Here is a 12,173-nt window from a genome sequence, read left to right as displayed (position 1 = left end):
TTAATTATACATTGTTCGATTTTAAATGAAGCTCTCTTCTTTTGTTCTAGTCCCATTAAGTTCTTTAAGAGATTGTTCAAAAGTCCAACAAAAATGAACTTTTTGAACACGTACTTTAATATTTATTTCACTTCTTGGCCCTGCACAGATTGTGCTACCTCAATCAGTTCTTCTTTTGTTAATTCATCACTTGCAAGCATATAATGCGTTCCATCTTTACTCCATTCAATGACTTGATTCGTAATAAAGCCAATAGCATGGCCTAGGTGAATCATGTCTCCCTTCACTTCTTCTGAAGTAGTAGCTGTCTCCACTGTCGGTTCTTCTTGCTGAACTAGTGTAAAGTTCTTCTCCCCAGCAAAAGTTAAAATGACTCGTTTTCCTTCATCTGTTTCCACTTCTTTTTTATCAACTAGCTCTGATCCAGCGGTGTACAAAGGTAACATGACTGTAAACGGCATTTCTTCTGCTTCTGTTACTACTGTTTCTTCTGCTGTAGCACTTAAGCTTGCTAATGTCTCTTCTGTCTTAAAGTCATCAGTCGCAAAGTCGGGATTATTCTCAAATCTAGAGAATCTTACTTCTACCTGTGATTTTTTATCTTTATCTAAAACTTTGACAAGTACAGGGGTATACTCTTTTTTATCAAAATAAATTTCTTGGAAAGGCAATAAGGTGTTATTTTGATAATTCGTCTTTGTTTGGAAAATATAATGTTGATCTGTTGTCTCAAAAACAGCTTCCTTATCATTTACTACATCTTTTACAAGTGACTGTAATAAGTAGGGCTGACTACTGTTATCTGGCCAATCTGACTGGAATTTAAAGCTTTTCTTTAGAGCCGGCGTTAATACAAATACTCCTTCTTCATTCTTTAAAATTACTTGCCCGCCTTTTTCATCTTGAGGGTTTGTTAAAGAAATTCGATAAAAGTTTTGCTTCTTATGCCAAACATCTATCTCATAAACTTGTTCATCTTGACCAGTTCTCATGAGCATTTCTGCTTTTACTTTATAACCGTCGGCCTCTTCTAGTTTTTCCTCAATCTTTGACAGCACACTCTCCTGAGACTTCCCTCCACAGGCTGCTAAAAATAACATTACAAAGAATACCATCACTATTCGTGACCATTTCCATTTTCTCATGCACATATCCCCTTTGTCTCATTTCCTGAAGCCTAGGGCAAAAGATTAACCTTGTAAATGCTGATCATGTGCGATGTAAGATTTCTCTGGATGGACAATCAATCTTCTTAATTATTCTTAGCACTTTGTTCAGTTTTTAGCTCCGGCTCATGCTTTTACCTTAGCTCCTCAGTAGAGAACAATAATTAAAAGCTTGTTCTCCCCTGTCCGCACTAAATTATATGAGACAACTTAAGGCAATATGCAGATTATCTTTCTATAAATGTGTGTGCAAAAAGAAAGATGGAAAGTTAAATTCGCAATATCACGAACTTGGGCATCAATATTGGCACATCATGTATGGTGGAATTTTGAGCAATGGGCTTTATGGAATATGTTGGGACTCGGTCAAACTCCTCTGTTTGATCTACCATTTTCACCGGATTTTTTGAACATCCTCTATAATCACTTGAGCAACAGCATACGCTTCACTATGTGTAATAGATATAAAAACCACATAATCTTTATATCCTTGAACCGTCATTACTGGAGCCCCTTGTTCATTTTTTAATACTTCCATATCCTGAAAGCTTAGTTTACCAATACCTGTTCCTGCCGCTTTAGCAAATGCTTCTTTTGCTGCAAAACGTCCAGCTAGAAATTCTATTTTTCGTCGTTCACTTGATAATTTTGTAAATAATTTTTGTTCTTCAAGTGTTAAGACACGTTTCATTAGCCTGCTTCCCTTAGTTAAACTATTTTCAATCCTTTTTAATTCAACGATATCTAATCCTATTCCTACAATCATTTAAAAACACCCCTTTATGCATTTGATATTCTTCTAAATAGTTGTATTCTTCTTCAATCATCCATTACAATTATCATACAGGAAGTACTTTTGATAAATTGCTTCTAACATGGTATGAGGGAGTTAAAACTGCCTTCCTACTTATTTATTTGAAAAATAGAGGATGTTCAAAAAGTCCAACAAAAATAGCCTTTTTGTACACGCACTATTAAGGAGTGAGCTCATTGTTTATCCGAACAGAAAGAAGCATAAAAGAATTTGCTCAGCTGTACCCAATTGTAACCACACTTGTCGTTATCCATTTTGTATTATGGCTTATGATTAATTTTATGCAGCTTCCTTTCGCCATTGAATTATACTATTGGGGATTTGGTCATAACTTTTCTATTACGATCAATAATGAGTATTGGCGTTTTATTACTCCAATATTTCTTCATGCAGATCTTATGCATACCTTATTTAACTCCTTTGCATTAGTTATTTTTGGTCCTGCCTTAGAACGTATGCTTGGAAAAGGTAAATTTATTTTTGCTTATCTCGCAGCAGGTATAATTGGTAACTTAGGAACCTATTTTATTGATACTACTTCTTTAATTCCTCATGTTGGGGCTTCTGGTTCCATCTTTGGTTTATTTGGAATCTATATGTATATGGTACTTCGCCGTAAAGATTTAATTGATTCTGCAAATGCTCAGATCGTATTAACCATTTTTGTTATCGGACTGATTATGACGTTTATTCGTCCAAACATAAACATTGCCGGACATATTTTTGGTTTTATTGGTGGTATAGCGCTTAGCCCTATTATATTACAAAATGCTGTGCACTTCTCAAACTATCCAATTCACCGAAAACGGCAACATAAAGATGGTGAAATACAATTTGATCCGAACCGCTGGAATAAACGACGGTTATCAAAAAAGATGAAAAGGAACTTAATTTGGATTATTTTTGCAATTATAGCTATCATTAGCTTATGGAATCGTTTTTAAAAGACATATAAAGATTATGATAGGGTGGCAAGTAATTTTTAAGGCAGCCCTTTTTTCTTATCTTCGTTTTTTAACATAAACATATGGTGGTGAATATACAGTGGGTGCTTCTGTTTTTTCCAATTATTCTTGGTTTGAACTTTGGAGACCTTTCTATCTAGTAATTTTGGTCATAGCTGGTTACTTATATATAAAACATATGATTCGTTCGCCAATCTTTAAAGTGAATCGAAATCAAATTCAATATTTTTTCATCGCTATTACACTCTTCTATCTGATGAAGGGTACTCCTTATCATGTTATTGCTAAGGATTATTTATTCTCAGCTCATACTTTTCAGTTAGCTATTCTATGCTTTGCTGTCATTCCATTACTTATTTTAAGTTTCCCAGTGGAATTTTTACGACGTGTATTTTGGAATTATCGAATGAAATTTACCTTACGGATTTTTTCACATCCATGGTTGAATGCCTTTTTATTTAACAGTCTACTGTCTATTTATTTTATTCCACCTATCTTTAATTTTCTAAAAAGCCATATTTGGTTATTGGTGATTGCACAAATCATTATCACCGCTTTAGCTTTTTTCATGTGGTGGATTATCATTGCACCAATTCCAGAAATAAATATGCTTAGTAATGTGAAAAAAATTATCTATATTTTCTTTGCTTCAGCCCTACTATTACCAATAGGTTTTTTCCTGCTTATTGTTCAAGTGGAGCACTACCCTATATATGGCATGGTAGCGGGAGAATTTTTCAAACCGCTAAATGCAATATATGATCAACAGCTTGCAGGTGGTCTCTTAAAATTCACCCAGTTAATAAGCTATGTTTATGCGTTGTTATTTATTGTACTTGGCTGGGGAAGAACAGAAGAAGAAAAAGAAGGAGAAGTCGATGAAGATACCCGTATTATCCGTGGTGTTGTGATTCCTTATAAAAAGAAAGAATGAAAAACATCTCCCTTATATCCGTTTCAGAGACATAAGGGAGATACTGTTAATTTTCCCGATAAGAATACCAATCACCGATCTCTTCCACATCAGCTTCCTCTAAATCTTTTAATGTATAATGTGTCCCAGCACCTAGCGAACCGATAATTGACAAACGCGCTGTTGCTAATTTCTGCCAAGCCTGTACCTTAAACTGCTTTTCTTCAAATGCTTGTATACGACGATGATAGACAAGTACAATCGTTTTACCAATTAATCGCTTGCACCAGGTTACCTTTTTTCCTTGAATACGATAACCAGAATCTTTATAGCGCAAATAACCGATTCCAATCCCAAGCATACTTAATAAAATAATTACCCACAAAAAATTAGGAAGGAAGTACCAAATAAGGATTGATAGAATTATCATTGGGATTAGAGCTCGAAAAATATAAAACTTTAATGCCCGTTTAGGCAATGGTTTCAAGGGTACAAGCATCCCTGTATAGTCAGGTAAAAATCGTTGCAGAAAGCTTTCTACCTCCACCATACGCATAAATGGAAAAACAACTGGAAATCCTTCTTTGACATCACTTCCAGCTACAACAACATGTAGACTAACATAACCAAGAGGTTGCCGAATTAGACTTTGTTCAATTTCGATTGCCTGAATGCGATTTAAAGGAATAGTTAATTGCTTTGTCTCCAGTAAGCCTCTTTGAATTAAAAGCTCTTTCCCCTGCTTTACAATAGTAAAATTCCAATATTTTAACATGGTTCCAGCAATACCAATGAGCCATAGGATGAAGAAGAATAAAAAAGCCAGAACAATGATCATCGAAAGACTAAAGCTAATGATTAAAGCAACCGTGTTCTCATAAAGATGTTCTGGTAAAAACTGTTCAACCTTTGAAAAACCAAAAGCAACAATAGCTAGAAGCACTCCAATACTACTTGACGTTGTACCCGCCATAAATAAGCGCTGAGGTGAGATCTTTTCCTGCACTTGATTCTGCTGCTCTACCTCTTCTGCTATATCACTTGAAAGAGATTGCTCCTTTAAAATTGATTTTAGTTGCTCAGCTTCCGTGAGATGTACTGCACTTAAAGAAGCCTCTGCTCCCTCATTGCTTCCAGCTGTTTCCACTTGTACTTTCACTAGACCGAGCAATCGATGAATTGGATTGGCTGTCAAATCAATTGATTGGATGCGATTCTTAGAGATCATGCGTTTTTTACGAACAAAAATCCCATATTCGATTCTTAATTCATCATTTTCTATCCAATATATAAAACGGTACCAACTTAAAAAGCTAAAAACAATAATAAATAGAATAAAGCCAAGAATACCGATTAGAAAAAAATAAGAAACGCTTATTCCCAAAAAAGCAGCGATAATTATGAACAATGTATTTTTTATTATCACAATTAAATTAAATAAAATGGCAATTGGATGTAATCTTTTTTGTTCAAACATCATCTTCATCTACCCTAGCCAATGCCGAAATTTGATCTCGTAAATAAGATGCTTCTTCTTCTTTTAAAGCTGGAATCTCATGTATTGTAGCAGCAGTAGATATAGTAAGATTTGCTAAACCAAATTTTTTTAAGATTGGTCCCTGACTTGTATCGACATGCTGCACTCGAATCATCGGTACAAGCGTCCTTGTGACGATTAACATACCATGCTGTATATAAACTTCCTGTTCAAACACCTCGTATCTCCATCGGCGCCAACGCAGCTTAGGTATTACAAAAATGAACAGATAGGTAGCTATGCTTAAAACAACAAAAGATAACACACTAGGCCAGATTGGAAGCTGATATTTCCTCATAAATATAAAACCAATAATTAATATAATCCAAAAAATTATAAAATAAATACTCGCAGTAATTTTCCAAGCCTTCTTTACTTCTGAAGCGATTCGATTCTTTGGTGGCTGTCTCATACTTTTCCTCCTAAGCTGTAGATATTATTTTTAACAATAGTTACCAAAAGAAAAACGTAGAGCAATCCTACAAAATAAGTGCGCATCATAATTACGCTAGACAATAAAAAAAGCTCCGTGATAGGAGCTTTTTTTATCATTATTTAGAATGTTGTTTTCTTCTATTTTGACCTTGACGTGGTCTTGATCCTTGAGAACGATACTGATTTTGCGTGCGTTTGCTATTTGAGCGACGATTATTTCGATTGCCACGGTTATTGCTACGATTATTCTGTCCACCACGTGGATTTCGATTACGAACACTAATTGGTTGTACAGAAGAAAGTTTAACTGGTGTGTTATTTCTCTCCTGTGTAATCATACTTAACGCAGCTGAAATAATCGTAACTGAATCATGCTCCTCAAGTAATTCAGTTGCCATTTCATGATAATTAGATAAATCTTTTTCAGCAATTACTTTAAGCAGCTTACTAACTGCAACTTGTTGTTGACCAGCTCTTGCTTCTTTATTTGTTGGTGGCATCATACGTTTAATTTTCGTTTTTGCTACACGTTCAATTTCTTTTAAGTGCCCAATTTCTCTTGGCGTAATGAAAGAAAGTGCTTCTCCTGTTTTTCCAGCACGGCCTGTACGACCAATACGGTGTACATAGCTCTCTGGATCTTGTGGGATATCAAAATTATATACATGTGTTACACCAGAAATATCTAAACCACGAGCTGCAACATCTGTTGCTACTAGTACTTCAATGCGTCCACTTTTAAATTTATTTAATACAGACATACGCTTACTTTGTGTTAAATCACCATGAATTCCTTCAGCACGAAAACCTCTTACTTGTAAACCTTCAGCAATTTCATCTACACGTTTTTTCGTTCTACCAAAAATTATTGCTAATGTAGGCTCATGAATATCTAAATGGTTAGTTAATGTATCAAATTTATTTCTCTCAGGAACTTCAATGAAATATTGATCAATATTTTCAACTGTTATCTCTGTTGCTTTTACTTTAATCTCTTTTGGATCATTCATCATCGTTGTCGCAATTTCGCGAATTTCTTTCGGCATTGTTGCTGAGAACAATAATGTCTGTCTTTCATCTGGAACAGCCTTTAAAATCTCACGGATATCATCAATAAAGCCCATGTTTAACATTTCATCTGCTTCATCAAGTACGATTGTTTTTAAAGAATCTACACGCACTGTTTTTCTGCGCATATGATCCAGTAATCTTCCTGGGGTTGCTACCACAATTTGTGGACCATCTTTTAAGGCACGGATTTGACGTTCCATATGCTGTCCGCCATAAACTGGTAGAGCTTTTATTCTCTTCACATGACCAAGACGATTAATTTCTTCTGCTACTTGAATAGCTAATTCACGTGTGGGAGCTACAACAAGTCCTTGAATTTTTCTTTCTTTTTTGTCAATCTTTTCCAGCATCGGAATACCAAATGCCGCTGTTTTTCCTGTTCCGGTTTGCGCTTGTCCAATTACATCAAGTCCTGATTTCGCAAATGGAATAGTTTGTTCTTGAATTGGTGTAGCCTCCTCAAACCCCATTTTATCTAATGCGGTTAAAATTTGTTCGGTTACACCTAGTTCTTTAAATGTTGTCACTTATTAGTCTTCTCCTTTTTTACTGCTGTAGAATTAAACTTAATTTACACCAAGTATTTGCTGGGAAAGCCTTCTACTTTTTCTCTATAAAAATGGACAATATGACCATATATACAAATGGATAATGTAATAAATCGTTTTTACAAATCATTACTTCATCAAATTCGGACGATCACTACTTGTTTTTTTGAGCAGTGTTAAGACTTTCTCCTGAAAAAAGGAATCCAAAAACGATTCCTTGGTAAAATCACAGTCATAATATTTTAACATACTTCTGTTTCTTATGGGTACTATAAATGCATATTTCCTTACAGAAATATTTTTTCTATACGAGATTCACCGTCTATTCATATCATGTAAGTTGTTTTTGCACTGATTTTTTTAATAAAAAATTGTGCACCATTGCATTTAATGTATTTTTGTCGTCCCCTAAACAAATCATATGCTTAGAACGATCAAATAAAACAAATTCCTTCTCTGTGGAAGCAATTTTTTTATCCAAATAATGTATTGTTTTTGCAGGAACAAGGCTGTCAAGTTGTCCTTGAGCGATAAAAACAGGTATTTTAATCTCTGTTAAGAAATGCCTTGTATGCTTCACTAACTTCATAAATTCAAAAGTTGATTTAAATGGAACAGTTTTCCATTTTTTTCGGTAGTGGTTATACACTAAATTATTTGTTAAATTCCCTTTTAAGCCATCCATCAATAATTCGCCAAATTCAACAGATATCTGTTTGAATGAAAGGTATTTTCCTGCTGGTGCTAAAAGAACAAGCTTATCTACTTTATATTTTGCAGACAAATAAGCTGCAATCATTCCTCCCATGGAAAATCCAATTAAATAAACTTGTTCATGTTCTGCATTTAATTTCAATAAGTTTTCCTCTGCTGATTCAATCCATTTATCATGTGAGATATTTTCTAATGCCAGCTTTTCTCCATGTCCTGGAAGTGTTGGAACTACAATATTCCAATCTGTTTTCTGTTTCAAATAAGTTACCAATGGTTCTACTTCATATGGTCCACCAGTATATCCATGAATGACAAGACACCCGACCACTTTCACGACTCCTTTCGCATGTTTTACTACTATCCGCAAATGATGAAAAGCTAAATCTTATAGTATTAGCTTTTCATTTCTGGCATGATTCTATACTCTTTTGAACAATGCACTAAATTGTTGAATCATCGGAGCAACCTGTTGCACCGTATTCGCTAACTGTCCGACTGTTGATAACATTTTATTAAAGTCAATTTGGCCACTAGCTTGTTGAAATTGGCTCATAAAACTTGGACTAGAATTAGATGGTGGGGAATGATTTGGTTGATTATATGCTGCCTGTGTAGGAGCATTCCATTGCCCTGGTATAGGCGGCTGATTCGGCGGATATCCACCAGGAAAAAATGAGTGATAAGGATATGGCACTTGTGAATGATTCATAAAATCATTTGGTGACGGCGGTGTTGAGTACCATCCTTCTAATTGAGATGGTTCATTATAATAGTCTGCTGGAGGCATGGTTGGTGGATATTGGCTGTCTCTATATGGTGGATTTATATATGAACTTTGCTGATTTTCTCCAAAATATGTTGTATGGTCTGGACGATTAAACATGAAAGCACACCTCTTTTCCCTTCTTTTTCTTATCTATAATATATGCAGTATTTTAAAGAGATGTGAGCAGAAAAAGCAAAGCAATTACAGGAGTATTTGTTGTTTTTTATAAAATTAGATTAAAAATTAATTCCTAACATATCAGCTATTTTATCTTTTGGAAATCCTAATACAAATTGATTTTGTTCTGCGAAATAAGTCACCGGTGTTCCATACATTCCCTTCTCTTGCAATTCCAGTAAATAGGCATAATTACTCGTCACGTTTCTTACTTCATATGAAATTTTGTGTTTATCTAAATATGCAACTAGTTGTTCTGATGTAGAACAATGATCACTTACATAAACAACCACTTTATTTTGTTCCATAGACGTCTTCCTCCTAGGTGTTAATGACTGTACCCGTCAAGTTATTTTACATATACCCTATATCCAATACATTAAACTGAAAAACTTTATGTTTTGTTACTTAATTGTAAAAATAACGAAACGATGTCATCTACTTGTAAAATAAGCTCCATACAATCTGTTTTATTTTCCTTTAACAGAGTATCCTTACCTCTATCATTAACAAAATAAACTTAAAAAATCTGGAATATTTTTTCTTCTGCTAATACCTTCACTTGATATGATACAATGTAAGAATGTTTGAAAAGAGGGTATTTATCGTTGCAAACAGCATTACATACTAAACAACAAAATAAAATTTTATTAGTACTGATACTAGGATCATTAACTGCTTTTGGCCCATTATCTATGGATATGTATTTACCAGGATTACCAGATGTTACCAATGATTTACAAGCTAGCGCTTCTCTTGGACAATTAAGTATTACTGCCTGTTTGCTCGGATTAGCAGCAGGGCAACTTTTATTCGGTCCATTAAGTGATTTACAAGGTCGAAGAAAACCATTATTGATTACTCTTCTCCTATATATGGTTGCTTCCATTCTTTGTGGATTAAGCACAAATATTTGGGCGTTTATTATTTTAAGATTTTTCCAAGGACTCACCGGAGCCGCTGGAATTGTTATTGCTCGTGATATTTATTATGGGAAAGATCTTACTAAATTTATTGCTTTATTAGCCATTGTGAATGGTGCAGCGCCAATTTTAGCACCTATCTTTGGTGGCATTGTTTTAAATTGGGTGACTTGGCATGCTGTCTTTTACATTCTAGGTATTATAGGTTTGGTTATGTTCCTATCAGTTGTTTTCTTTTTACCTGAAACATTACCAGAAGAAAATAGAATTAAAGAGAATGCTTTTTCCGCTTATCGTTCATTTGGAACATTATTTAAAGATAGACAATTTATGGGTGTTGTCTTATCGCAGGCTTTTATTTCTAGTAGTATGTTCGCTTATATCGCTGCATCACCGTTTGTCTTACAGCGTATCTATGATGTAACTCCACAGCAATTTTCTTTAGTCTTTGCTTTAAATGGTTTAGGAATCATTAAGTAAGTGCTAGACTTACTTCTCGCTTTGAGAAAATTATTTTATTACGTACCGGAATCCTATTTGGCTTCTCAGGAAGTATTTTACTTTTATTTGTTGTATTTTTACATTTACCTTTATGGACGATTATGCTGGCCTTTTTCATGGTCGTATCCAGTGTCGGGGTTGTTAGTACTACCGGCTTTTCACTCGCCATGAATCGACAAGGAAAAATTGTCGGAAGTGCATCAGCCTTACTCGGTATCCTTCCTTTTGCCGGTGGAGCAATTGTTTCCCCACTTGTTGGAATAGCAGGTGAGCAAAGCGCTACCCCGATGGGAATTATCATTTTCGCTTGCTGTTTATTAGCTGTTATCACCTGTTTGTTCATGCTAGATAAAAAGAAAATTTAATCCTTTATAAAATCCAAGTGTTCTTCAATCATACTTGGATTTTTTTCTTTTTCTTCTTCTTTTCAAGCACACTTATCTGGGCGTTTCATACAATATGGGTAAATATCATAAAGGAGGATGCTAGCTTGAAAAATCATACTTCGGTGCAACTGGTTAATCACATTGATTCCTATTTCTATCAAATGCTATCAGAATGTCTAAATAAGAATATCGTGGTTCAGACAACCAATAATCCTGTACAAGGAAAATTAACACAGGTGATGCCTGATTACATTGTTGTTACTGTTCAACGTACACCTTTTTACATTCGTATGGAAAAAATCGTTTGGATTACAAAATCATCTTATAGAGAGGAGTAAAATTATTGTTTAAACGAATAAATAAACTAGCAATTGATCTGCCTGTCCCAACATACGGAGACGCAAATGCAGCAGCTGCAGTTCAAGAATTACTTGGCGGGAAATTTGGTGAAATGTCCACACTAAACAATTATATGTTCCAATCCTTTAACTTCCGACAAAAGAAAAAGTTCAAGCCTTTCTACGATTTAGTTGCTAGTATTACTGCGGAAGAATTCGGTCATGTCGAGCTTGTTTCAAATGCTATTAATCTAATACAAAAAGGAACCACATTTGATGCTCCTCCTGATTTAACACCGATGCATCAGGCGAAGGATATGCGAAATACGGCCGCTTTTATTGCAACTGCACAAACCACACTAGTAACTGATTCGATGGGGAGCCCATGGACAGGATTTAATGTGTTCTCAAGTGGAAATTTAGTGCTTGATTTACTGCATAACTTTTTTCTCGAATGTGGAGCTCGCACACACAAAATGCGGGTATACGAAATGACAAATCATCCTACTGCTAGAGAATTGATTGGTTATTTACTTGTCCGAGGAGGTACACATGCCCTTGCTTATGCTAAAGCCTTAGAGATTATTACTGGTGCTAATGTCACAAAGATGCTCCCTATTCCAAACTTAGATAATACTGTTTTTGACCATGCTCGAAAGTTTGAAGAAAGAGGACTAGGAAATGTCCTATTTACCTGGAATGATACCGGAGAATATAATGGCATTAAACAAATATGGAAGGGCGATAACCCAACAAATGGTGAAAGATTAATCGTTCAAGAAGGAGTTCCTAAGGGTCATCCAATTCCTGACTTAGATGAGCTTCCAGAAGAATTTGCTCCTGGAATTGGACCAGAGGAATACAAAGTTATTGCCAAGCGACTATTAGATAAAATGTAAACTCTTCCTTATTTAGTAGA

The 12,173-nt window shown here is 34.9% G+C and carries 12 protein-coding genes and 1 pseudogene; 5 read left to right on the top strand and 8 right to left on the bottom strand.

Translation table 11 applies throughout. The features are described from left to right. Positions 1 to 122: 122 nt before the first annotated feature. Entirely contained in the window at positions 123 to 1,145 is a 1,023-nt protein-coding gene (locus AB4Y30_RS02935; protein ID WP_368654022.1) for an outer membrane lipoprotein carrier protein LolA, read from the bottom strand. A gap of 415 nt (positions 1,146 to 1,560) precedes the next feature. Beyond that, the gene (gene acpS / locus AB4Y30_RS02930; protein ID WP_368654021.1) at positions 1,561 to 1,932 is read right to left on the bottom strand and encodes a holo-ACP synthase; all 372 of its coding nucleotides are present in this window, start codon (positions 1,930 to 1,932) and stop codon (positions 1,561 to 1,563) included. Between the two features lie 215 nt (positions 1,933 to 2,147). Between acpS and AB4Y30_RS02925 the strand changes: the two genes are divergently transcribed. After that, positions 2,148 to 2,924 carry a rhomboid family intramembrane serine protease gene (locus AB4Y30_RS02925; protein WP_368654020.1) on the top strand — a complete coding sequence of 259 codons (777 nt, stop codon included), beginning with the start codon at positions 2,148 to 2,150 and terminating at the stop codon, positions 2,922 to 2,924. A gap of 100 nt (positions 2,925 to 3,024) precedes the next feature. After that, entirely contained in the window at positions 3,025 to 3,879 is an 855-nt protein-coding gene (locus tag AB4Y30_RS02920) for a cytochrome c oxidase assembly protein (protein ID WP_368654019.1), read from the top strand. Positions 3,880 to 3,925: 46 nt separating this feature from the next. Here AB4Y30_RS02920 and AB4Y30_RS02915 read toward each other — a convergent pair whose 3' ends face one another. From AB4Y30_RS02915 to AB4Y30_RS02890, 6 genes are all read right to left on the bottom strand, one after another. Beyond that, entirely contained in the window at positions 3,926 to 5,338 is a 1,413-nt protein-coding gene (locus AB4Y30_RS02915; RefSeq protein WP_368654018.1) for a PH domain-containing protein, read from the bottom strand. Continuing rightward, on the bottom strand, positions 5,328 to 5,807 hold the full coding sequence (locus AB4Y30_RS02910; RefSeq protein ID WP_368654017.1) for a PH domain-containing protein: 480 nt from the start codon (positions 5,805 to 5,807) through the stop codon (positions 5,328 to 5,330). The genes AB4Y30_RS02915 and AB4Y30_RS02910 overlap by 11 nt, the downstream gene beginning before the upstream one ends. 139 nt (positions 5,808 to 5,946) lie before the next feature. Beyond that, positions 5,947 to 7,428, bottom strand: a complete 1,482-nt coding sequence (locus tag AB4Y30_RS02905; protein WP_368654016.1) for a DEAD/DEAH box helicase — start codon at positions 7,426 to 7,428, stop codon at positions 5,947 to 5,949. Between the two features lie 352 nt (positions 7,429 to 7,780). Next, positions 7,781 to 8,491: an alpha/beta hydrolase gene (locus AB4Y30_RS02900; protein ID WP_368654015.1), complete on the bottom strand. Its 711-nt coding sequence runs from the start codon at positions 8,489 to 8,491 to the stop codon at positions 7,781 to 7,783. A 90-nt stretch (positions 8,492 to 8,581) separates the two neighbouring features. After that, positions 8,582 to 9,046: a YppG family protein gene (locus tag AB4Y30_RS02895; protein ID WP_368654014.1), complete on the bottom strand. Its 465-nt coding sequence runs from the start codon at positions 9,044 to 9,046 to the stop codon at positions 8,582 to 8,584. Positions 9,047 to 9,165: 119 nt separating this feature from the next. After that, positions 9,166 to 9,414 carry a glutaredoxin family protein gene (locus tag AB4Y30_RS02890; RefSeq protein ID WP_368654013.1) on the bottom strand — a complete coding sequence of 83 codons (249 nt, stop codon included), beginning with the start codon at positions 9,412 to 9,414 and terminating at the stop codon, positions 9,166 to 9,168. A gap of 387 nt (positions 9,415 to 9,801) precedes the next feature. Between AB4Y30_RS02890 and AB4Y30_RS02885 the strand changes: the two are divergent. The 3 genes and pseudogenes from AB4Y30_RS02885 to AB4Y30_RS02875 all read left to right on the top strand — a co-directional run bounded on the left by AB4Y30_RS02885 (position 9,802) and on the right by AB4Y30_RS02875 (position 12,153). After that, a pseudogene (locus AB4Y30_RS02885) lies at positions 9,802 to 10,895 on the top strand (multidrug effflux MFS transporter). 125 nt (positions 10,896 to 11,020) lie between these two features. Further along, positions 11,021 to 11,254: a DUF2642 domain-containing protein gene (locus tag AB4Y30_RS02880; protein WP_368654012.1), complete on the top strand. Its 234-nt coding sequence runs from the start codon at positions 11,021 to 11,023 to the stop codon at positions 11,252 to 11,254. Positions 11,255 to 11,259: 5 nt separating this feature from the next. Then, positions 11,260 to 12,153: a manganese catalase family protein gene (locus AB4Y30_RS02875; RefSeq protein ID WP_368654011.1), complete on the top strand. Its 894-nt coding sequence runs from the start codon at positions 11,260 to 11,262 to the stop codon at positions 12,151 to 12,153. The last annotated feature ends 20 nt before the right edge of the window (positions 12,154 to 12,173 follow it).

This window comes from Ornithinibacillus sp. 4-3 (assembly GCF_040958695.1).
In the GTDB taxonomy this organism is placed as follows: Bacteria; Bacillota; Bacilli; order Bacillales; family Amphibacillaceae; genus CALAMD01.
The sequence above is the reverse complement of the archived record's forward strand: the minus strand, read 5'-3'. Positions and strand labels throughout refer to the sequence as shown.

Coding starts and splice junctions, on each gene's coding strand:
- AB4Y30_RS02935 (WP_368654022.1), bottom strand. CDS start 1,145: ATGAGAAAATGGAAATGGTCACGAATAGTGATGGTATTCTTTGTAATG.
- acpS (WP_368654021.1), bottom strand. CDS start 1,932: ATGATTGTAGGAATAGGATTAGATATCGTTGAATTAAAAAGGATTGAA.
- AB4Y30_RS02915 (WP_368654018.1), bottom strand. CDS start 5,338: ATGATGTTTGAACAAAAAAGATTACATCCAATTGCCATTTTATTTAAT.
- AB4Y30_RS02910 (WP_368654017.1), bottom strand. CDS start 5,807: ATGAGACAGCCACCAAAGAATCGAATCGCTTCAGAAGTAAAGAAGGCT.
- AB4Y30_RS02895 (WP_368654014.1), bottom strand. CDS start 9,046: ATGTTTAATCGTCCAGACCATACAACATATTTTGGAGAAAATCAGCAA.
- AB4Y30_RS02890 (WP_368654013.1), bottom strand. CDS start 9,414: ATGGAACAAAATAAAGTGGTTGTTTATGTAAGTGATCATTGTTCTACA.